Origin of the sequence: Neisseria flavescens (genome assembly GCF_005221285.1) — a bacterium.
In the GTDB taxonomy this organism is placed as follows: Bacteria; Pseudomonadota; Gammaproteobacteria; order Burkholderiales; family Neisseriaceae; genus Neisseria; species Neisseria flavescens.
The window spans coordinates 46,558-68,283 of sequence record NZ_CP039886.1; the positions used below are offsets into that span (position 1 = coordinate 46,558).

Consider the following 21,726-nt stretch of genomic DNA (forward strand, 5'->3'; position numbering starts at 1 on the left):
ATGAAAAAATCTGTATTAGCCGTATTGGCCGCATTGTCTTTGGCCGCGTGCGGCGGTGGCGAGAAAAAAGCCGAGCAACCTCAAGCAGGCAGCGCGCCTGCTGCCAATGCCGAGGCAGCCGCTACCGATACTTTGAATATCTACAACTGGTCAAACTACGTTGACGAAAGTACAGTCGAAGACTTCAAAAAAGCCAACAATTTGAAGCTGACTTACGATTTGTATGAAAACAACGAAACGCTGGAAGCCAAAATGCTGACCGGCAAATCCGGCTATGACTTGGTTGTACCCGGTATTGCCTTCCTGCCGCGCCAAATTGAGGCAGGTGCATACCAAAAAATCAATAAGGATCTGATTCCTAACTACAAAAACATCGACCCTGAATTGCTGAAGATGTTGGAAACCGCCGACCCGGGCAATCAATACGCCGTTCCTTATTTCTCCGGCGTGAATACGATTGCGATTACGGCGAAGGGTAAGGAGCTTTTGGGCGGCAAGCTGCCCGAAAACGGCTGGGATTTGCTGTTCAAACCCGAATACACCCACAAGCTGAAATCCTGTGGCATCGCCCTGTGGGACACCCCGAGCGAAATGTTCCCGATTTTGCTGAACTACTTGGGCAAAGACCCCAAAGGCTCGAATCCTGAAGATTTGAAGGCGGCGGCGGAAGTGTTGAAGTCTATCCGTCCGGATGTCAAACGTTTCAGCCCTTCCATCATTGACGAGCTGGCGCGCGGCGATATCTGCTTGGCGGCAGGTAACGGCGGCGACTTGAACTTGGCCAAAGCGCGTTCTGAAGAAGTGAAGAATAATGTCGGCATCGAAGTGTTGACTCCGAAAGGCATGGGCTTTTGGATTGAATCTTGGTTGATTCCGGCCGATGCGAAAAACATCGCCAATGCCCACAAATACATCAACTACACGCTTGATCCCGAAGTGGCTGCGAAAAACGGTATTGCCGTAACCTTCGCACCGGCCAGCAAACCTGCGCGCGAAAAAATGCCTGCTGAGCTGGTGAACACACGTTCTATTTTCCCGAACGAGCAAGACATGAAAGACGGTTTCGTTATGCCTCAAATGAGCGCGGATGCGAAAAAACTGTCTGTCAACTTGTGGCAAAAAATCAAAGTCGGTTCAAATTAATATTGAGCTGATTGTTTGAAGTAAAGCAAAGGCCGTCTGAAATTTTTCAGACGGCCTTTTTGATGTCCCAATCTTTATCGTTTCAAAGCCAAAGTCAATACGCCTGCGGTTACCAAGCCTAAGCCTATCCATTCCTGCGTGCTTGGGCGTTCGTCTAAGAAAACGACGGCCATCAGGGCGACCAAGACCAGGCTGAATTTGTCGACGGGGGCGACTTGCGAGGCATTGCCCAGTTGCAGGGCTTTGAAGTAGGCGAGCCAAGATGCGCCGGTAGCGAGGCCGGATAGGATGAGGAATGTCCAGTTGCGGCCGGTAAAGCCGTTCACGCCCTGCCATTTGCCGGTGTAGGTTAAAAACAATACCAAAGCGGCGAGGATGACCAAGGTGCGGATAAAGGTGGCGAAATCCGAATCTATGCCCTGTAAACCCATTTTGGCGAAAATGGCGGTCAATGAGGCGAAGCCTGCCGATGCCAATGCCCAAAACAGCCATGCGTTGCTGCTCATATTTTATTCCTTTGTTTCAAATTGTTGACAATATGAATCCGCTTGTTGATGAAATATCGAAATTTTCACTGCGGTTTGTCTTTGGAAAACGCTATAATAGAACTAATATTCTTTTTCTTCCAGCCGTCTTTATTGTATTGTTTCAGACGGCCTTTCCCTCTCTCAATAAAGGAAAATCATGAGCTTCAAAACCGATGCCGAAATCGCCCAATCCTCCACCATGCGCCCGATTGGCGAAATTGCCGCCAAGCTGGGTTTGAACGTGGACAACATCGAGCCCTATGGTCATTACAAAGCCAAAATCAATCCTGCCGAAGCATTCAAGCTGCCGCAAAAACAAGGTAAATTGATTTTGGTTACCGCCATCAACCCGACTCCTGCGGGTGAGGGCAAAACCACTGTAACCATCGGTTTGGCGGACGCATTGCGCCATATCGGCAAAGACTCGGTGATTGCCCTGCGCGAGCCTTCTTTGGGGCCGGTGTTCGGCGTTAAAGGCGGCGCGGCGGGCGGCGGCTATGCCCAAGTTTTGCCGATGGAAGACATCAATTTGCACTTTACCGGCGACTTCCACGCCATCGGTGCGGCGAATAACCTGCTTGCCGCCATGCTCGACAACCATATCTATCAAGGCAACGGGTTGAACATCGATCCCAAACGCGTGCTGTGGCGGCGCGTGGTCGATATGAACGACCGCCAGTTGCGCAACATCATCGACGGTATGGGCAAACCTGTTGACGGCGTGATGCGTCCCGACGGCTTCGATATTACCGTTGCCTCCGAAGTGATGGCGGTATTCTGTCTTGCCAAAGACATCAGTGATTTGAAAGAGCGTTTGGGCAACATCCTTGTCGCCTACGCCAAAGACGGCGGCCCCGTTTACGCCAAAGATTTGAAAGCCCACGGCGCAATGGCGGCTTTGCTCAAAGATGCGATTAAGCCTAATTTGGTACAAACCATTGAAGGTACTCCGGCATTTGTACACGGCGGCCCGTTTGCCAACATCGCCCACGGCTGCAACTCCGTTACCGCCACCCGACTGGCAAAACACCTTGCCGATTATGCCGTAACCGAAGCAGGCTTCGGCGCGGATTTGGGCGCGGAAAAATTCTGCGACATCAAATGCCGTCTGGCGGATTTGAAACCTGATGCGGCTGTTGTCGTGGCTACTGTCCGCGCTTTGAAATACAACGGCGGCGTGGAGCGTGCCAACCTCGGCGAAGAAAACCTCGATGCCTTGGCAAAAGGTCTGCCTAATTTGCTGAAACACATTTCCAACCTGAAAAACGTATTCGGCCTGCCTGTGGTGGTTGCCATCAACCGCTTTGTGTCCGACTCCGATGCCGAGTTGGCCATGATTGAAAAAGTCTGCGCGGAACACGGCGTTGAAGTTTCCCTGACCGAAGTGTGGGGCAAAGGCGGCGCGGGCGGCGCGGATTTGGCGCGCAAAGTCGTCAATGCCATTGAAAGTCAAACCAATAACTTCGGTTTCGCCTACGATGTCGAATTGAGCATTAAAGACAAAATCCGTGCGATTGCCCAAAAAGTGTACGGCGCGGAAGATGTCGATTTCAGCGCGGAAGCGTCTGCCGAAATCGCCTCGCTGGAAAAACTGGGTTTGGACAAAATGCCGGTCTGTATGGCGAAAACCCAATATTCTTTGAGCGACAACGCCAAACTCTTGGGCTGCCCCGAAGGCTTCCGCATTACCGTGCGCGGTATTACCGTTTCTTCCGGCGCGGGCTTCATCGTTGCGTTGTGCGGCAATATGATGAAAATGCCGGGCCTGCCGAAAGTTCCGGCCGCCGAGAAAATCGATGTGGACGCAGAAGGCGTGATTCACGGCTTGTTCTGATTTAGATTGAAATAGATAAAGGCCGTCTGAAACGAGGTTTCAGACGGCCTTTTATAGTGGGTTAAATTTAAATCAGGACAAGGCGACGAAGCCGCAGACAGTACAAATAGTACGGCAAGGCGAGACAACGCCGTACTGGATTAAATTTAATCCACTATATGATTTAAGTGAATTTCAACCGGCTTTTTAAGAGATTGAAGAAATTGTCTATCATGTCGAACATTGTATTGCGGTCTTCGCCAAACAATGAAATGCTGCGGTCTTTGCTGATTCTGTCATAAGCGGCAAAAATGGTTTTCAGCTCTTCGGTGGTTAAACTCAGTTTCTTTTCATGCAAGATTCGGCTTAAGAGGGTGACTTTTACTGGGTTCAATTCAGGGAAAAGGTGGCTGAACCACAATTCCATGGTGTATTGGACGGATCGGTTGATTTTGTCTTTTTTTTGCTTTCTTGAGCTGTGTGTATCCTGTAAGACAACAAAGACTCGGGCAGGTTGGCAAAGGTTTTGCCATGTAGGGCACATTGCACCCACATATGGAAATCGGGCGCGGTTTCTGTCGCGGTGTAGTTTATCTCAAGGTTTTTAATGCTGTCGTGCCGCCACATGGTGGTGGGGTTGAACATGTTTTGAGCGGCAAAGGAGAAAAAGGCTTTAATGTCTTTGTCGAGCAGGGGGAGGTCGCTTAAAAAGGGTTCTCTTCCGGTTTGGTCATCGAAAAAGATGGTGGCTTGGCTGCCGACAATATCGATTTCAGGATGGCTGTCTAAGAATTGAATCTGTTTTTCAAAACGATCCAAGGCGCAAATATCGTCCGCGTCCATTCGTGCCACATATTCGACCTCTACGTCTTTGAGCATATCCATGGCAAATTGGCAGACAAACGGCTCGCCCTTGTTTTCCGGAAGGTGGAAAACCTGCAAACGTGAATCTTTGGCTGCGTAAGCCTTGAGGATTTCGCCGGTTTTGTCTGTTGAAGCATCGTTGATGGCGATGACGAAAAAGTTGCGGAATGTTTGATTCAATACCGAATCCAAGCATTCGGGCAAATAAGCTTCGGCGCAATAGGCCGGCAAAATAACGGCGAGTTTCATGTTTGCTTTCGATGTGTTTTGATGTGTGGTCGGTGGAAGATTTTACTATAAATTTCCCAAAAGCTAAGGCCGTCTGAAACCTTATTGCCAAGTTTTCAGACGGCCTTAGTGTGAATCCGATATACGGATTATTTAACGATTTGGTTCAATTCGCCTTTGGCGTATTTGGTTGCCATTTTTTCCAAAGAAATCGGTTTGATTTTGCCTGCCTGACCTTCGCAGCCGAACGCAAGATAGCGGTCAAGACAGATTTGTTTCATGGCTTCGACGGTTTTGCTCAAGTATTTGCGCGGGTCGAATTCGGATGGGTTTTCTGCCATGAAGCGGCGGATGGCGCCGGTGGAGGCGAGGCGCAGGTCGGTGTCGATGTTGACTTTGCGCACGCCGTGTTTGATGCCTTCGACGATTTCTTCAACCGGCACGCCGTAGGTTTCACCGATTTTGCCGCCGTGTTCGTTGATGACTTTCAGCCATTCTTGCGGAACGGAGCTGGAGCCGTGCATCACGATGTGGGTGTTCGGCAGGGCTTGGTGGATTTCTTTGATGCGGTCGATACGCAATACGTCGCCTGTGGGCGGACGGGTGAATTTGTATGCGCCGTGGCTGGTGCCGACGGCAATAGCCAATGCGTCAACGCCGGTATCTTTAACGAAACGTACGGCATCTTCGACGCCGGTGAGCATTTGGTCGTGGGAAAGTTTGCCCGCTGCGCCTACGCCGTCTTCTTCGCCGGCTTCGCCGGTTTCGAGGTTGCCCAATACGCCGATTTCGCCTTCGACGGATACGCCGCAGGCGTGGGAGAAGTTAACCACGGTACGGGTGGCGTTGACGTTGTATTCGTAAGAAGAAGGGGTTTTGCCGTCTTCGAGCAGCGAGCCGTCCATCATTACCGAAGAAAAACCCAGTTGGATGGAGCGTTGGCACACGTCGGGCGATGCGCCGTGGTCTTGGTGCATCACGACTGGGATGTGCGGAAATTCTTCGACTGCCGCCAAAATCAGGTGGCGCAAAAACGGCGCGCCCGCGTATTTGCGCGCGCCGGCGGATGCTTGAACGATAACGGGGGCGTTGACTTGGTCGGCCGCCTCCATGATGGCGCGCATCTGTTCGAGGTTGTTGACGTTGAATGCGGGCAGGCCGTAGCTGTTTTCGGCTGCATGGTCCAATAATTGGCGCATGGATACGAGTGCCATGAGGAGCTCCTGAAGTAGTGAAGGGTAAATTTATCCGATAAATTATAATGTTTTTTGAAATGAAAGACTACAAGCTGTTACATTGTTTTTATATATTAACGAACAGGGTCTCGGTTTATAATGGCGTGGTATTGAAAACGGGTGTGCAAAATGGATAGGATTTCGGTGGCCGAGTGTGATAAGCCTTTGTTTCAGACGGCCTTGACGGTGCAGGTGGGCGATGTGAACTATGGCGGCCATCTGGCGAACGATGCGGTGTTGCGTTTGTGCCATGAAGTGCGGATGCGTTGGCTGGCGACGCTGGGTTGGAGCGAAATGGATGCCGGTGGGGCAGGCCTGATTATGGCGGATGCGGCGGTGCAGTATTTGGCGCAAGGTCATCATGGCGATGATCTGTCGGTAGAAATGGGGGCGGCGGGCGTGGCCGGAGTGGGCTTTTCTTTGCTGTACCGTATCCGCAGGATTTCAGACGGCCTTGTACTGGCGAAAGTGCAGACAGGCATGGTGTGTTTCGATTATGGCAAGCAGCGTGTCTGCCGTTTGCCTTCGGCATTGAAAACGGTATTGTAGTTCCTAATACCGGGAAAATTATTTCTGCTTACCCTGTAATAAAATAGATTAGAGATACATTATGAATCCAAAAATATGTCCGCGCTGCAACCAAGGAATATTGTATATTTTTAAATCAAAATACATTTTGAAAGAAATTATTCTATGTGACGAATGTGATGCCATGTGGTTAAAAGGAATGAAAATTACATATGGAGATTATGATAAAGATTTTTATAATTATGAAATATTTATGAATCAAAATGGCGTATCTTCTCCTTGGGAAGAGGAGAATATTTTTTTAACACCTTACTATGAAAATGAACTTTAACGCAGATAATTTTTGGCGCCGCCCTGCTGCCCGTCGAAGCCGGTTTCGGCTTTAAATCCGCCGGCAAAGAGCAAAACCAACACTACCGCCAAAGCCGGCAAAGCAGCCTGAAAGCCGGCGGCAGCACCAACACCAATGCCCTGTTCAACGCACAGGTAGGGGGCGTGCTGGGGCAGAATGCGGTGGAGAATAATGCCCTAGATTGGAGGCCGTCTGAAATGGCGGAATCAAACCATTTTGCGTTTCATCTTGAACGCTATCTGAAAACCTTGCTACAACAAGGCAAGTCGGAGCATACCGTTTCCGCTTATTGGCGCGATTTGAGTGAGTTGATGCGCCTGTTGCCCGATAATCTTGAAAACGGCCTGCCGACGCGCCGCGATTTTGTGGCGGTATTGAAAAAGCTGTCGCAAAAGGGCTTGAGCGAAAGCAGTTTGGCGCGGAAATTGTCGGTATGGCGGCAGTATTGCAGTTGGCTGGTGCAGATAGAAGTCATGGAAAGCGACCCGACATTTAATATGAAAGCGCCGCGCCTGCCCGAACGCCTGCCCAAAGCACTACCGCAAGAACCTTTAAACCATATCCTTGACCATGCGCCTGTTGATGACGAGCTGGATGTGCGCGATAAGGCCATGTTTGAATTGATGTATGGTAGCGGTTTGCGCCTGAGCGAGATACAAGGTTTGAATCTGGACGGTATCGTTTTGGACGAAGGCTGGGTCAGTGTGAAGGGTAAAGGCGGCAAGCAGCGGCAAGTGCCTTTGGTGGCTAAAAGCATTGCGGCATTGCGTGATTATCTGGCAGTGCGTATTGCCAAAGAGGGCGAGCAGGCCTTGTTCACCAATAAGAACGGCGGCAGGCTGGGGCAACGTCAAATCCAAAAACGCCTGCAGGCGTGGGCGGTGCGCGTGGGCAGTGCCAGCCATATCTCGCCGCACATGATGCGCCACAGCTATGCAACCCATCTTTTACAGGCATCGGGCGATATCCGTGCCGTGCAGGAATTGTTGGGACACAGCAACCTTTCTGCTACGCAAGTTTATACAAAGCTGGATTTCGACCATTTGGCGCGTGTTTATGATGAAGCGCACCCAAGGGCGAAACGGAAAAAATGATTTTGTTTGAATCAGGCCGTCTGAAAGAATGTTTTCAGACGGCCTGATGTTTTATGGATAAAAAATACAGATGATTTGAAACCATTTGAAATTTTATCGGTCTGATGAGGTTTCAATATTGGTCTGATGTGCGGATGGCATAAAGATTGTAAGAGTCGATGGCTTTTTTAATACCGCTTATCTTTTCAGACGGCCTTTTGTTTGATAATATTAGTAATGAGAGCTAATATCATATTATGATATGCAGCCTTTAAAACAGCAGGTCTATAAACTTTCTATATAAGCATTAATGCTTATTTTGACTGCAAAACGACTTGCAAACAGGAATTGTTGCTATTAACATAACGGAATTATGGATAAAAAACGAATTTTAACTCCAGCCGTCGTGACTTCCGTTGCGTTGATTCACGTCGGTTTGGTTGCACTTTTATGGCACGCGCACAAACCGCCTCCTGTCGAAATGGCGAATATTGAATTTGTCGATTTGGGCGATTTCGGCGGTGGCGACGGCAGCCCTGAGGGAGAAGGCGCACCTGCCGCCCCCGAGCCTACCCCCGAACAACCGAAACCCAAGCCGAAACCCAAACCTAAGCCTGTCGAGCCACCCAAACCCGTTATCAAACCTGTGGTAACGAAAAAAGAAAAAGCGGATATCGTACAGCAAAAGGAAAAACCGAAACCTATTGAGAAACCTAAGCCCGAGCCTAAGCCAGAACCCAAACCTGAGCCGAAGCCCGAGCCAAAACCTGAACCAAAACCAGAGCCGAAGGCAGAACCTAAACCATCTCCCAAGGCATCTGAACACTCAGGCAGCAAAACCGGGCCGAATACTGCGGAAAACGGTAAAGGCAACGGCGAAGGCAAAGCCTTAGGTGGAGAAGGAAAAGGCAACGGCGGCGGTACGAAAGGTACAGGCAGCGGCCGTGGCGAAGGCAGCGGATCCGGTAGCGGTGGTGCGAAAGGCGAACATGGTTCCGGTACCGGTGGCGGAGGTGGTGGCAGCGGTATAGGTGCCGGCAGCAGTAAAGGCAATCCTGCAAAAGGAACCTGCCATATTCCAAGACCTCCGTATCCTTCACTATCCACTGAAAATGGTGAAGAGGGCTTGGTTGTTTTGAAAGTCTTGGTTGGTCCCAGCGGTAAAGTGGATTCAATTAGTGTGAATAAATCAAGTGGTTATAGTCGTCTGGATAATGCAGCGCGTAAAGCCGTTAAAAATGGCAGCTGTCATGCAAGCGTTTGGACTGAATTTAAAGTACCTGTCAAATTCATGCTCGAATAAGTATCTAGGCCTAAGCTGATTGATTGGAAAATATATGCTGTTGGGGAATGATTTTAAATGACCCGATAGAAATTTTAATTTTATTTTTAACTTGGAAAAATTATGGATTTAAGTTTAGTTTTCAAATCAGGTGATGTGGTACTGATTGGTGTATTTGTCCTGATGTTGTTGATGAGTGTGGTGACTTGGAGCGTCATTGTGATCCGCTGCATCAAATACCGCAAAGCGAAAAAAGGCAATGCTCAGGTAAAAGAGTTGATGCTGAATGCGTTTACGCTGGCTGATGCCGTACAAAAAGCCAAAGCGGTAGAAGCTCCGATGAGCAATGTTGCCGATGAGTCTCTGCGCGCATACCAAAATTACCGTCAAACGACAAGCAAATCGCTGATTGACGAATTGCCTTTGAACGAATACTTGGTTGTTCACATCCGTAACAGTTTGACCCAAACCATGCGCCAGTTCGACTACGGTATGACCGCTTTGGCCTCTATCGGTGCAACCGCTCCGTTTATCGGCCTGTTGGGTACGGTTTGGGGTATTTACCATGCCCTGATCGGCATCAGCGAAAGCGGCCAAATGAGCATTGCTGCGGTAGCCGGCCCGATTGGCGAAGCTTTGGTATCGACTGCTGTCGGCCTGTTTGTGGCGATTCCGGCCGTATTGGCGTACAACTTCCTCAACCGCGGTACAAAAACCATCGCGCAAGATATGGACGCATTTGCACATGACCTGCATGTCCGCCTTCTGAACCAAAAGGATTAAACCATGGCTTTCGGATCAATGAATTCAGGCGATGATGCGCCGATGTCGGATATCAACGTTACACCTTTGGTGGACGTGATGCTGGTGTTGCTGATTGTATTTATGATTACCATGCCGGTGCTGACCCACTCGATTCCTTTGGAGTTGCCGACTGCTTCGGAAAAAGCGGCAAAAGAGGATAAGCAGTCTAAAGATCCTTTGCGTTTGAGCATTGATGCCAGTGGTGCTTATGTCGTTGGCGGCGATTCGGATACCAAAGTGGATTTGGCAACGGTAACTGCCAAGCTGAAAGAGGCTAAAGCGAAAAACGAAGATGTGATTGTGGCGATTGCGGCGGATAAAGCGGTTGAATACGATTACGTTAACCAAGCCCTGCAAGCGGCGCGCGAAGCCGGTATCAGTAAAATCGGTTTTGTAACGGAAACCAAAGCGCAATAATCTTTTGAGCACAGTAAAGGCCGTCTGAAATTTGAGTAAAGTTTCAGACGGCCTTTTGTTGTATTTGGTAACTATATGTCCAGGCTGTATAATTAGCGGATTAAATTCAATAACGACAATACAGGAACCGCCATGACAGAATCCATCACCCGCGACAGTATGCAATACGATGTCGTGATTGTCGGCGCAGGCCCGTCGGGTTTGTCCGCCGCCATCAAACTCAAGCAGCTTGCCGAAAAAAACGGGCGCGAAATCAGCGTTTGCGTGGTGGAGAAAGGTTCTGAAGCGGGTGCGCATTCGCTGGCGGGCGCGGTCATCGATCCGATTGCACTGAACGAGCTGATTCCCGACTGGAAAGAAAAAGGCGCGCCGCTAACGCGTGCGGTAACGCAGGACAAAGTGTTGTTCCTGACGGAGAAAAAAGCGTTCAATCTGCCCGTGACCCCCAATTTCGACAATCACGGCAACTACATCGTCAGCTTGGGCGAAGTCGTGCGCTGGTTGGCGGAACAGGCGGAAAATATGGGCGTGGAAATCTATCCGGGCTTTGCCGCCGCCGAAGTGCTGTATCACGAAGACGGTTCGGTCAAAGGCATTGCAACCGGCAATATGGGCATTGGCAAAGACGGTGAACCGACCGACAGTTTCCAGCCCGGTATGGAGCTTTGGGCGCAGCAAACTCTGTTTGCCGAAGGCTGCCGGGGTTCACTTTCCAAGCAAATCATCGAACAATTCAAGCTTGACCAAAACAGCCAGCCGCAAACTTACGGCTTGGGCATCAAAGAGATTTGGGAAGTGCCGTCTGAAAAACATCAGCCCGGTTTGGTGGTGCATAGCGCGGGCTGGCCGCTGGACAGCAAAACCTACGGCGGCGCGTTTGTTTACCATTTCGACGACAACAAGGTCGCCGTCGGCTTCGTGGTCGGCTTGGATTATCAAAACCCTTATCTGTCGCCGTTTGAAGAGTTCCAACGCTTCAAAACCCACCCCGAAATCCGCAAAACCTTTGCAGGCGGCCGCCGCATCGCTTACGGCGCGCGTTCGCTGATTGAAGGCGGTTTGCAAAGCCTGCCGAAGCTCTCGTTTAAGGGCGGCGTTTTAATCGGAGATGCGGCGGGTTTCCTCAATATGCCGCGCATCAAAGGCATCCATACCGCGATGAAGTCCGCTATGCTCGCCGCTGAAGCCGTGTTCCCCTTGTTGGAAAACCTTGAAGAAGTGGAAAGCTTTGACAGCGGCGAAGAGGCAGCGGATTATCAGCAACGTTTCGAACAAAGCTGGCTGTATCAAGAGCTTTACGCCGCACGCAATGTCCGCCCGTCATTCAAATGGGGCGTTTACCTCGGCTCGCTTTATACCGGCATTGACCAGATGATTTTCAGAGGCAAAGCCCCGTGGACTTTGAAACATCACGGCAAAGACAACGAGCAACTCAAAAAAGCCGCCGAATGCAAGCCGATTGATTATCCGAAGCCCGACGGCGTATTGACCTTCGACCGTTTGAGCAGCGTTTTCCTTGCCAACCTTGCGCACGAAGAAAACCAGCCCGACCATTTGGTGCTGAAAAATCCGGAGGTCATGATAGACGTAAACTACAAAGAATACGCCTCGCCCGAAACGCGTTATTGTCCGGCCGGCGTGTATGAAATCGTCGAAGAAAACGGTAGTCCGTGCCTGCAAATCAACTCCGCCAACTGCGTGCACTGCAAAACATGCGACATCAAAGACCCGACGCAAAACATCACTTGGATTTGTCCCGAAGGCGCGAGCGGACCGAATTACGGCGGAATGTAATTTACTGTTTTGAAGTCAAAACCTAAAGGCCGTCTGAAAAGTTTCAGACGGCCTCTATCCTATTATTTTATCAATGGAAGCATTATGAACACGCACATTTGGCAGGCAGGCCGATTTGAAATCGCCTTAGACAAACCGAAAATCATGGGCATCGTCAATCTGACCCCCGATTCATTTTCTGATGGCGGCACCTATTCGCAAAATGTCCAAATAGCATTGGCACATGCCGAGCAGCTGCTGAAAGACGGTGCGGATATTCTCGATATCGGCGGCGAATCTACCCGTCCAGGTTCGGATGATGTTTCTCTTGAAGAAGAATGGGTCAGGGTGCAGCCGGTTTTGGCGGAAGTCGCCAAGTGGAATGTTCCCGTCAGCTTGGACACGCGCCGCACGGTGATCATGGAAAAAGCCTTGGCGCAAGGCGGCATCGATATTATCAATGATGTTGCCGCATTGAGTGATGAAGGCGCAGTCGCATTGCTGGCGCAACAGCCGAAGACGGGCGTGTGTCTCATGCACATGCAGGGTTTGCCCAAAACCATGCAGCTTAATCCGCAATATCAAGATGTCGTCGAAGAAGTCGCGCGTTATTTAAAAGTACGCGCGGCAGAATGCGTTCAAGCAGGCATTGCCCCTGAACGCATTACGCTAGACCCCGGCTTCGGTTTCGGCAAAAACCTGCAACACAACATTACCCTGATAAAACATTTACCTGAATTGATGGAAGCAACCGAATTCCCACTCCTGATCGGCGTATCGCGTAAACGTATGATTGGCGAGCTGACAGGCGAACAAGATGCCGCCAAACGCGTACACGGCAGCGTCGCAGCCGCTTTGGCCACAGTGGCTAGAGGTGCGCAAATCATCCGTGTTCACGATGTCAAAGCAACATCGGACGCTTTGAAAGTTTGGGAAGCATTGGGCGTATCGGCATAATACCCGAATAGAAAACCAACAGGCCGTCTGAAACATTTGGCCGACATCTTGAACAAGCAACAAGTTATGCTATAATCCGCTTCTACTCTTGGCGGGTCTGTAGCTCAGGGGTTAGAGCAGGGGACTCATAATCCCTTGGTCGTGGGTTCGAAACCCACCGGACCCACCAAATATTAAAAATGCCCGAGGCTTTTGGCTTCGGGCATTTTTGTATTTATTGGTTTGTGAAGGGTTGGAATATAATGTGAACAACGGCATAAAAATCAACCTATAAAATGGATACAAAAGGTTAAAGCACATTTAGGTAATGCTTTTTTAGGCTGAAAAGGGCTTATCACATTGACACCCTTATAGTCGTTGAGGGTAAATTTGATTTTGATTATCAACCATATGGACCGGGATTGTATATAACGTTCCCAATTTTGTATTGGAAAAAGACCGTTACGTTGACTGGGAAGATGCTTGGCGTACTTTTTGACTAGGGAATAAGTAAATGGCGAGCAGTTACTTTTTGCTTGCTAATGTTATTTTACGAAAACTACAAATGCTCGTAACAGAACGCGTTCCTGCATAAAATTTTTACCGCGCTTTTCATACTTTAAAAATATCTAATAAAAAGGGCGTACATCACGCCCTTACTCACTTAGTTTAAAGATTATTTTCTTAATGCTTTTTTCAATTCATCCAATTCTTTTTGCATTGCCGACATTTCTTGTCGCAATTGCAAAACTTCCGCAGAATTGACCGCACTTTGTGTTGAAACCGCAGGTTTTGATTTGTTACCGAATTTCCAAGAAACACCTGCGCCAAAGGTTTTTTCCGAACCAGAAAAACTACCTGCTACATTGAGTAGTACGTTTTCAGCTGGTTTAAACACTGCACCCATTGCCACCGCTTGCGCATTTTTATAACTTCCAACACCCAAAGACAACGCAAATTTATCATCTTCGCCTAATTGTGCAGGTTTTAATGAAGCCAACGCCGCCGCACTTGCGCCGACGCGGTTAATACGTAAATCTGTTCGATTTAAATGGGTATCAACTTGTGTAAATTGATTATTCACTTGACCAATTTTAGCTTCTACTGCATTTAACTGACGAACATTTACTGCATCATAATCTTCTGTACCATCAGCGACATTGACGATTTGGCGACGATAGTTCGCTGTTTTACTTCCCACTGAAACGGTGTTGGCACGGTCGGCAATAGAATAATTACCTAAAGCAACCGATTTTTCTTTTTCTGCTGTGCTATTTGCACCTAATGCCAATGAATCTTTTGCGTTGGCTTCAGCAAAATACCCGAATGCCGAGGAATCCTTTTGTCTTGCCTTTGAATTAAAGCCAATGGCTGTACTGAATTTACCTAATGCTTCACTTTGCGCACCGTATGCGCTAGCACCTGTTGCCCCTGTAGTGCTGAACGCACCGAATGAATTGGCGAGTAGTCCGTGCGATGAAGCTTTATAACCAAATGCTTGGCTACCGAAAGTTGCGCCATAACTGTTAATTACAGCTTCTTCATTTTGAGAGGTTCCAATAACATTTGTTACATTACCGCTACCGTCAGTAACAACTTGCTTAGACGTGCCATTGATTGGCGTTGTTTTATTTGCAGGCAATTTAGACACTGTAGCACTTTCACCAAATGCTGCTGTACTCGCCCCATCTGCAACACTTGCCTTATAACCCATAGCAATAGATCTATTGGCTTTCGATGATGCTTTTGTTTCAAAGCCGATGACAATATTATCATATGTGTCTTTACCCTTTGTTTCTGCTTTATAACCGATAGCAATACCTTTCCCCTCTTCACTTACTACGACTGAACCATCCCCAAGCGCAATTGAGTTAAAACCTTGAGCAGTAGAATTATTACCAATCGCAATATTAACTGTACTTTTATATTTTCCATCACCGGTAGTGACCTGACCGCCTTGGAAGCTATAGGTTTTATCGTTCACATTAGAAACTGTAGCCGCAACAGACTGAACAGGATAAAAAGAAGTGGAAATAAGTAGAGTAATTAAAGAAAGGCGGGTTAGACTATTTTGCTTGCTTGCTTGCTTGCTTGCTTGCTTGCTTAATGATTTTCATTGTTTTGCTCCTTTGTCAAGAAAATAATTGAGGACGGTCATTCTAACAGAAAATAAAAGGCAAGACATTATTTTAAAAATTAATTGATTTTAGTAGTCATTGTGAACGCATAAATAGCCACTTAATAGCAGTTAAAGAAAAGCCTCTAATCTATATTAGAATTAGAGGCTATAAAAAGTCATCACTGTTATAGTGCTGGGGAAAGATCGTTAAGTTCTTCAATTCTTAACATTCTAATACTGGTCGATATCTTTCTATTATTTTAAAATTAACAATGCTGTTTGAAAATCTTAATTTCAGACGGCATTTTTTATTTTTCCGAGTAATACCACATCCCCCTATGTTGAGAGGCTGATGATTATTTCAATATAGCCGGACTGTTTTTCAGACGGCCTGAAAGTTTAATCAACCATTCTGCGTATTTCGTTGATGGGGATACGCGGGGTATAGAGTATGTCGTAGGTTGGTTTGTCCAAAAGATCTTGCAGGGAGTATTGATCTAAATGGTTGAAGAAAGCTTTGATGGCGCCGGTAATGATGCCGGTCAGTCGGCAGGATGGGGTAATGAGGCATTCGTTGTTTTCGCCCATACATTCGACAACCTGCATCGGCTCAAGATGGCGCACGACTGCGCCGATGTTGATTTTTTCTGGAACATCCGCCAAGCGCAAACCGCCGCCTTTACCGCGCACGCTGACCAGAAATCCGCCTTTGACTAATGAGGTAACCACTTTCATCAAGTGGCTTTTGGAAATATTGTAAGTCTCGGCAATGGTGCTGATATTGACGAGGGTGTCATCGTTAATGGCGGTATAAACCAATACGCGCAATCCGTAATCGGTATGTTGGGTCAGATACATAGCTGGCTCTTTGAATATTTTTTCTTATATGTCAAAAGGGTAGTGTTTGGTAAAGGGTTGTTTGACTTTATGTGGGATTGGGTTTCATAATATCTGAAACATTTAAATTAATCCAGTTTGACAAACTGTTGCCATTATAACGAACTTATGAAACCCTTGAAACGTCACCCTGCCTTAATAGAACTTTCCCGCGAGCATCATGGCTCGCTGTCGTTGTGCGTCCGTCTCCTGCGTACGCCGGAGCAAAGCCATCAAGCGGAGCTGGATCCTCATTTTGTGGAGCTTGAGCCACATTTTTTGGAGGAAGAAACCATGTTTGCGCCGTATTGGGATAAGGTTGATCAGGCGTTGAGGCAGCGTTTTGAAGACGATCATGCCAAGCTGCGTGCGATGATGGCTCATCCCGAATATATGAATGAATCATGGAATAAGGATTTTGCGGTAATTTTGCGCGATCATGCGCGTTTTGAGGAGCGCGAGCTTTTTCCTGCGATTGAACCTTTTTTGCCTTTGCCTGAGAATGTGTAATAGGGAAGGGAATTGATGGCCGTCTGAAAAGTTTCAGACGGCCTCTGTTGCTGTCTTATGATGATATAAAAATAGAAGGAACCACCATGAACGATTTGTTCAAACATCCTGTATGGGCAATGGCCTTCCGCCCGTTTTACTCGTTGGCGGCTTTGTATGGCGCATTGTCTATATTGCTTTGGGGCTTCGGCTATCAGGGTACGCCTGAATTGCCGGGTTTGTATTGGCATGCCCATGAAATGATTTGGGGCTACGCCGGATTGGTTGTCATTGCATTCTTGCTGACGGCCGTGGCAACTTGGACTGGCCAGCCGCCTACACGCGGTAAGGCGTTGGCAGGTTTGACCGCATTTTGGCTGCTTGCGCGTTTGTGTGCGTTTATTCCCGGCTGGGGTGCGACGGCAAGCGGCATATTCGGCACGATCTTTTTCTGGTATGGCGCGGTGTGTATGGCTTTGCCGGTAATCCGTTCTCAAAACAAGCGCAACTATGTTGCCGTATTTGCTATTTTTGTTTTGGGTGGTACCCATTTCGCGTTCCATATGAAAATGCAGCCGTTTGATGCCATCGCGCTGATGACCGGTTTGCAATCCGGTTTGATTATGGTGGCCGGTTTTATCGGTTTGATCGGTATGCGGATTATCTCGTTCTTCACGTCCAAACGTTTGAATGTACCGCAAATTCCCAGCCCTCAATGGGTCGCGCACGCATCGCTTTGGCTGCCTATGCTGACTGCCATGATGATGGCGCATAACATATTGCCGGAATTGGCTGCTTTGTTCTCTATTGCTGCCGGTGTGATTTTTACCGTGCAGGTGTACCGCTGGTGGTATAAAGCCGTACTGAAAGAACCTATGCTTTGGATTTTGTTTGCAGGCTATCTGTTTACAGGCTTGGGTTTGATTGCTGTCGGTCTTTCTTATTGGATTTCAAGTTTCCTGAATTTGGGCGTACACCTTATCGGCGTTGGCGGTATCGGCGTACTGACTTTGGGTATGATGGCGCGAACTGCGCTTGGCCATACCGGCAACTCTATTTATCCGCCGCCTAAAGTGGTTCCTGTCGCCTTTTGGCTGATGATTGCCGCAACGGTTATCCGTGTTTTGGCTACCTTTGTGAGCGGTACGGCATACATACACAGTATCCGTTGCTCCGCCGCCTTGTTCGCCGTATCTCTGCTGTTGTACGCATGGAAATATATTCCTTGGCTGATCCGTCCGCGTTCGGATGGCCGTCCGGGTTAACGGTTTGGCAAAATGAAAAGGCCGTCTGAAAAGTTTCAGACGGCCCCCTTTATTTATTGATAATAAAAAAGCCTTTCAAAGTATGAAAGGCTTTTATTGAAATTGTGGCCTCGCCAACAGGAATCGAACCTGTATTTTACGCTTAGGAGGCATACGTTCTATCCGTTGAACTATGGCGAGGCGTTAAAGGAGGGGATTTTAAACCTTTCCGGCAAAAAAAGACAATAAGCCGGCGGCAATTAAGGGGCCGACCGGAATGCCGCCAAGAAAAGCAACGCCGATGACTGTGCCGATTAATAAACCGGTTACCAAAACAGGCTGTTCGCTCATCAATGGAACGCCGCGTCCGGCAAGCCAAGAGACAAAGATGCCGATCAGGATGGCGGTAATCATTTTGAAATTGAGAAACTCGGACAGCGGCGGAATCTGTATTTTGCCTGAAACCAGCGGACTCAATACGCTGATGGTCAGAATAATGATGCCCACTTGCAGGCCGTGTTTTTCCACGAAGGGAATGTATTGCGACAAAGCGGTTTGCTGCATCAACAATAAGACGGCCGCTGAAATTGTAATCGAGTTGTTGTTGCTGACAACGCCTAAAAAAATCAGCGTAACCAGAAACAAAGGGACAAAGCTGAAATTCATCGGATTAAGATACTCGGGCCAAGGATTCTTTTGCCAGTTGGATCATGGCATCTTTGACTTCGCTGTCAGGCAACACGTTCAATGAAGCGATGGCTTTGTCGACGGCTTTTTTCGCCTCGGAAATCGAATACGGCAAAGCGTCGGAGTTGACGACATAGTCGTGGATTTTTTCAAAATAGCTACGGTCGGCATTTTCCAAGGCGTGGCGCACATCGTTTGCTGCCAGCTCGGAGCCGTTTCTCATCAAATAAATCAATGGCAGGGTAGGTTTGCCTTCTGCCAAATCGTCGCCGACGTTTTTGCCGATTTCTTCGGTTTCGCCAGAGTAGTCCAATACATCGTCAATGATTTGGAAAGCCGTACCGACATACATGCCGTAGTCTTTCAAGGCTTGCTCGTGTTCGGGGGAAGCCTTGCCCAAAATTGCGCCGACTTGAGCGGCAGCTTCAAACAGTTTTGCTGTTTTGTATTGGATAACTTGGAGGTATTGCTCTTCGGTAATATCCGTATTGCCGATGTTCATCAGCTGCATGACTTCGCCTTCGGCAATGATGTTGGTCGCATCTGCCATCACTTCCAAAATACGCATGCTGCCCGAACCAACCATCAGTTGGAAGGCGCGTGTATATAGGAAGTCGCCGACCAAAACAGCCGCCGCGTTGCCGAAGAGGTTGTTGGCCGTTTTACGACCACGGCGCAAATCGCTTTCATCGACGACATCGTCGTGCAGGAGGGTAGAGGTGTGGATGAATTCCACCATTGCTGCCAGCGAGTACAGTTTTTCATCGTCATGCCCGACTGCTTTGCCTGCCAAAATGGTAATAATCGGACGCAGGCGCTTACCGCCTGCGCTGATGATGTATGTGCCGATTTGCGAAATCAGCGCGACATCGGATTGAACAGCTTGGTTGATGACCACATTAACTTTGGCAAGGTCATCGGGCAGGTGGCGTTGGAAGTAAGGCAGGTTTTCGAGCATAAAACATTCTCTGTTGACAAAACGGAGCGGGAGCTCCAATGAATCTGTTTAAACCCGTACATTCGGTCGGGGTAATAACGTTGCATAAAGATATCAGCAATCCAGCGCGTGATTATATCAGTTAAAAAGCATGCAACATATCTTTCAGACGGCCTTTTCACTTGTAAATGAAATAAATTTTGACAAAACAGGTAAATAGAAATAGAATACCTCGTTTCGCACATGGTGTGCGGAAAGTTAACCTAATTCTCATGGAGTTGAGTATGTACGCGGTCGTAAAAACCGGCGGTAAACAATATAAAGTTTCCGTTGGCGAAAAATTGAAAGTAGAACAGATACCAGCCGAACTCGACAGCCAAATCGAACTGACTGAAGTTTTGATGATTGCTGACGGCGAATCTGTAAAAGTAGGCGCACCTTTTATCGAAGGCGCAAAAGTAACAGCTAAAGTCGTTGCTCATGGTCGTGGCGAGAAAGTACGCATTTTCAAAATGCGTCGTCGCAAACACTACCAAAAACGCCAAGGCCATCGCCAAAATTTCACCCAAATCGAAATCGTGGCAATTGCCTAATTTCAAGTAAGTTCAGGAGTATTACAAATGGCAAGTAAAAAAGCAGGCGGTAGCACCCGCAACGGTCGCGATTCAGAAGCCAAACGCTTGGGTGTTAAAGCCTACGGCAACGAGCTGATTCCGGCAGGCTCTATCATCGTTCGTCAACGTGGTACTAAATTCCACGCAGGTGACAACGTAGGCATGGGCAAAGACCACACTTTGTTTGCTAAAGTCGACGGTTACGTTGAATTCAAAACCAAAGGCGCGCTGAACCGTAAAACCGTCAGCATCCGTCCTTACACCGGTTCTGAAGAATAATCGTTTTACGATTGAAAGCCGCATTCCTTTTTGGAATGCGGTTTTTGTTTGTCAGACGGTTTTGTCTGTTTGATAAAATCCGTATGTCGTGAAGCTTGATTTATATTAAGGCCAAAGTAAAAACGTGCTTACAATCGATGACCTTTGTTTTATTCTATCAACTCTTTCTATATAATCTATCAAATGCCTTTGATTTGCCCTCCTGTAGCTAAACACAGTAAACTTAAGGCCGTCTGAAAAAATCCGTATCAGTTGAATACAAGGAATTCCTCCCATGAGCTTACACAGTGATATTCTCGTCGTCGGCGCAGGCCCTGCCGGATTAAGTTTTGCCGCAGAGTTGGCCGGAAGCGGTTTGAACATAACCCTGATTGAAAGAAGTCCTTTAGAAGTGTTGCAAAATCCGCCGTATGACGGCCGTGAAATCGCACTGACGCATCTGTCGCGTGAAATCATGCAGCGATTGGGTATGTGGGATTTGATTCCAAAAGACGAAATTTATCCTTTGCGCGATGCCAAAGTGTTGAACGGCCATTCCGATTACCAGCTCCATTTCCCGCAACCGACTCAGGCGCGCGGCGAGCCTGCGGACTGCTTGGGCTATTTGATCTCCAACCACAATATCCGCAAAGCCGCTTATGAAGTCGTGTCCAAATTGGACAACGTGAAAATCCTGACCGGCACCAATGTTAAAGAAGTCAAAACTTCTGACGATGAGGCGCAAGTTATTTTGGAAAGCGGCGAAGTATTGACCGGCCGTCTGTTGTTGGCCGCCGATAGCCGTTTCTCGCAAACGCGCCGTCAATTGGGCATTTCTTCCGATATGCACGATTACAGCCGTACCATGTTTGTGTGCCGCATGAAGCATACTTTGTCCAACCTGCATACTGCATATGAATGCTTCCACTACGGCCGCACCATTGCGTTGCTGCCTTTGGAAGAGCATTTGACCAATACAGTGATTACAGTGGACAGCGATAAAGCCGAAACGATTAAAAATATGTCGCCGGAAGAGTTGGCAGCCAGCGTGAAAGAGCAACTCAAAGGCCGTTTGGGCGATATGGAATTGGTCAGCACCATTCACAATTATCCTTTGGTCGGCATGATTGCCCAACGTTTCTACGGCAAACGCAGCGCGTTGATCGGCGATGCCGCAGTCGGTATGCATCCGGTTACTGCGCACGGTTTCAACTTGGGTCTGGCAAGTGCCGATCTCTTGGCTAAATTGGTTCTCGAAGCCGAGCAACGCGGTCAGGATATTGGTGCGAAGAGCCTCCTGGAAAAATACAGCACCAAGCATATGCTCCACGCCCATCCGATTTACCACGGCACCAATATGCTGCTGAAACTCTTCACCAATGAAACTGCTCCGGCGAAACTGCTGCGCGGTTTGGTATTGCGTGCAAGCAATAACTTCCCTCCGCTGAAAAAACTGATTACCAAACAATTGACCGGTTAATTGTTTAAAACATAAAAGGCCGTCTGAACGATTAAAGTTTCAGACGG

At 48.2% G+C, this 21,726-nt stretch carries 23 protein-coding genes, 2 tRNA genes and 1 pseudogene; 17 read left to right on the top strand and 9 right to left on the bottom strand.

The window, feature by feature from the left end; translation table 11 throughout:
* Positions 1–1,143, top strand: a complete 1,143-nt coding sequence (locus tag FAH67_RS00250) for an extracellular solute-binding protein (protein ID WP_003680128.1) — start codon at positions 1–3, stop codon at positions 1,141–1,143.
* Between the two features lie 74 nt (positions 1,144–1,217).
* Here the strand turns inward: FAH67_RS00250 and FAH67_RS00255 are convergent, their stop codons facing one another.
* Positions 1,218–1,649 carry an EamA family transporter gene (locus FAH67_RS00255; RefSeq protein WP_003680126.1) on the bottom strand — a complete coding sequence of 144 codons (432 nt, stop codon included), beginning with the start codon at positions 1,647–1,649 and terminating at the stop codon, positions 1,218–1,220.
* Between the two features lie 178 nt (positions 1,650–1,827).
* On the opposite strand from FAH67_RS00255, the gene FAH67_RS00265 reads away from it, so the two are divergent.
* Both FAH67_RS00265 and FAH67_RS11650 read left to right on the top strand, forming a co-directional pair.
* Positions 1,828–3,504, top strand: a complete 1,677-nt coding sequence (locus FAH67_RS00265) for a formate--tetrahydrofolate ligase (RefSeq protein ID WP_003680125.1) — start codon at positions 1,828–1,830, stop codon at positions 3,502–3,504.
* A gap of 52 nt (positions 3,505–3,556) precedes the next feature.
* Positions 3,557–3,664: pseudogene (locus FAH67_RS11650) on the top strand (IS5/IS1182 family transposase); the annotation flags it as partial.
* Positions 3,665–3,667: 3 nt separating this feature from the next.
* On the opposite strand, the gene FAH67_RS11960 reads toward FAH67_RS11650, so the two are convergent.
* The 3 genes from FAH67_RS11960 to fba form a co-directional block, all read right to left on the bottom strand.
* Positions 3,668–3,910: a hypothetical protein gene (locus FAH67_RS11960; protein WP_232500807.1), complete on the bottom strand. Its 243-nt coding sequence runs from the start codon at positions 3,908–3,910 to the stop codon at positions 3,668–3,670.
* A complete protein-coding gene (locus FAH67_RS00270; protein ID WP_003680120.1) occupies positions 3,874–4,596 on the bottom strand; it encodes a glycosyltransferase family 2 protein in 723 nt (240 codons plus the stop codon). Before FAH67_RS00270 ends, FAH67_RS11960 begins: the two co-directional genes overlap by 37 nt.
* A 128-nt stretch (positions 4,597–4,724) precedes the next feature.
* Complete coding sequence (fba, locus tag FAH67_RS00275; protein ID WP_003680118.1) at positions 4,725–5,789, bottom strand: class II fructose-bisphosphate aldolase; 1,065 nt, start codon at positions 5,787–5,789, stop codon at positions 4,725–4,727.
* Between the two features lie 150 nt (positions 5,790–5,939).
* Here fba and FAH67_RS00280 point away from each other — a divergent pair, with 150 nt between their 5' ends.
* The 9 genes from FAH67_RS00280 (at position 5,940) to FAH67_RS00320 (ending at position 13,165) form a co-directional block, all read left to right on the top strand.
* Positions 5,940–6,359 (top strand): acyl-CoA thioesterase, encoded by a 420-nt coding sequence (locus tag FAH67_RS00280; RefSeq protein WP_003680116.1) that lies wholly within the window; start codon positions 5,940–5,942, stop codon positions 6,357–6,359.
* Between the two features lie 61 nt (positions 6,360–6,420).
* Entirely contained in the window at positions 6,421–6,669 is a 249-nt protein-coding gene (locus tag FAH67_RS00285; RefSeq protein ID WP_003680115.1) for a hypothetical protein, read from the top strand.
* Positions 6,670–6,887: 218 nt separating this feature from the next.
* Positions 6,888–7,784 carry a tyrosine recombinase XerC gene (locus FAH67_RS00290; protein WP_039863761.1) on the top strand — a complete coding sequence of 299 codons (897 nt, stop codon included), beginning with the start codon at positions 6,888–6,890 and terminating at the stop codon, positions 7,782–7,784.
* Positions 7,785–8,136: 352 nt separating this feature from the next.
* Complete coding sequence (locus FAH67_RS00295) at positions 8,137–9,066, top strand: energy transducer TonB (RefSeq protein ID WP_003680110.1); 930 nt, start codon at positions 8,137–8,139, stop codon at positions 9,064–9,066.
* A 102-nt stretch (positions 9,067–9,168) separates the two neighbouring features.
* The gene (locus tag FAH67_RS00300) at positions 9,169–9,828 is read left to right on the top strand and encodes a MotA/TolQ/ExbB proton channel family protein (RefSeq protein ID WP_003680108.1); all 660 of its coding nucleotides are present in this window, start codon (positions 9,169–9,171) and stop codon (positions 9,826–9,828) included.
* A gap of 3 nt (positions 9,829–9,831) precedes the next feature.
* Positions 9,832–10,266: an ExbD/TolR family protein gene (locus tag FAH67_RS00305; protein WP_003680106.1), complete on the top strand. Its 435-nt coding sequence runs from the start codon at positions 9,832–9,834 to the stop codon at positions 10,264–10,266.
* 132 nt (positions 10,267–10,398) lie between these two features.
* Positions 10,399–12,060 carry an electron transfer flavoprotein-ubiquinone oxidoreductase gene (locus FAH67_RS00310; protein WP_003680104.1) on the top strand — a complete coding sequence of 554 codons (1,662 nt, stop codon included), beginning with the start codon at positions 10,399–10,401 and terminating at the stop codon, positions 12,058–12,060.
* Between the two features lie 84 nt (positions 12,061–12,144).
* Positions 12,145–12,996 (top strand): dihydropteroate synthase, encoded by an 852-nt coding sequence (gene folP / locus FAH67_RS00315; protein WP_003680102.1) that lies wholly within the window; start codon positions 12,145–12,147, stop codon positions 12,994–12,996.
* Positions 12,997–13,089: 93 nt separating this feature from the next.
* Positions 13,090–13,165: transfer RNA gene (locus FAH67_RS00320), tRNA-Ile, on the top strand.
* Between the two features lie 486 nt (positions 13,166–13,651).
* Here FAH67_RS00320 and FAH67_RS00325 read toward each other — a convergent pair.
* Positions 13,652–14,959: a YadA-like family protein gene (locus FAH67_RS00325; protein ID WP_244284778.1), complete on the bottom strand. Its 1,308-nt coding sequence runs from the start codon at positions 14,957–14,959 to the stop codon at positions 13,652–13,654.
* A 534-nt stretch (positions 14,960–15,493) separates the two neighbouring features.
* Positions 15,494–15,952, bottom strand: coding sequence for an RrF2 family transcriptional regulator (locus FAH67_RS00330; protein ID WP_003680100.1), 459 nt, complete (start codon positions 15,950–15,952; stop codon positions 15,494–15,496).
* A gap of 147 nt (positions 15,953–16,099) precedes the next feature.
* Between FAH67_RS00330 and FAH67_RS00335 the strand changes: the two genes are divergently transcribed.
* Positions 16,100–16,480, top strand: a complete 381-nt coding sequence (locus FAH67_RS00335; RefSeq protein ID WP_003680099.1) for a hemerythrin domain-containing protein — start codon at positions 16,100–16,102, stop codon at positions 16,478–16,480.
* Between the two features lie 86 nt (positions 16,481–16,566).
* Positions 16,567–17,724 (top strand): NnrS family protein, encoded by a 1,158-nt coding sequence (locus FAH67_RS00340; protein ID WP_003680098.1) that lies wholly within the window; start codon positions 16,567–16,569, stop codon positions 17,722–17,724.
* A gap of 105 nt (positions 17,725–17,829) precedes the next feature.
* Here the strand turns inward: FAH67_RS00340 and FAH67_RS00345 are convergent.
* The 3 genes from FAH67_RS00345 to ispB form a co-directional block, all read right to left on the bottom strand.
* A tRNA-Arg gene (locus FAH67_RS00345) sits at positions 17,830–17,904 on the bottom strand.
* 18 nt (positions 17,905–17,922) lie between these two features.
* The gene (locus FAH67_RS00350; protein ID WP_003680097.1) at positions 17,923–18,369 is read right to left on the bottom strand and encodes a DUF441 domain-containing protein; all 447 of its coding nucleotides are present in this window, start codon (positions 18,367–18,369) and stop codon (positions 17,923–17,925) included.
* Positions 18,370–18,373: 4 nt separating this feature from the next.
* Complete coding sequence (gene ispB / locus FAH67_RS00355; protein WP_003680096.1) at positions 18,374–19,348, bottom strand: octaprenyl diphosphate synthase; 975 nt, start codon at positions 19,346–19,348, stop codon at positions 18,374–18,376.
* A gap of 263 nt (positions 19,349–19,611) precedes the next feature.
* On the opposite strand from ispB, the gene rplU reads away from it, so the two are divergent.
* The 3 genes from rplU (at position 19,612) to ubiM (ending at position 21,679) form a co-directional block, all read left to right on the top strand.
* Entirely contained in the window at positions 19,612–19,920 is a 309-nt protein-coding gene (gene rplU, locus FAH67_RS00360; RefSeq protein ID WP_002216394.1) for a 50S ribosomal protein L21, read from the top strand.
* A gap of 27 nt (positions 19,921–19,947) precedes the next feature.
* The gene (rpmA, locus tag FAH67_RS00365; RefSeq protein ID WP_002212328.1) at positions 19,948–20,220 is read left to right on the top strand and encodes a 50S ribosomal protein L27; all 273 of its coding nucleotides are present in this window, start codon (positions 19,948–19,950) and stop codon (positions 20,218–20,220) included.
* 274 nt (positions 20,221–20,494) lie between these two features.
* A complete protein-coding gene (gene ubiM, locus FAH67_RS00370) occupies positions 20,495–21,679 on the top strand; it encodes a 5-demethoxyubiquinol-8 5-hydroxylase UbiM (RefSeq protein ID WP_003680095.1) in 1,185 nt (394 codons plus the stop codon).
* Positions 21,680–21,726 lie beyond the last annotated feature (47 nt).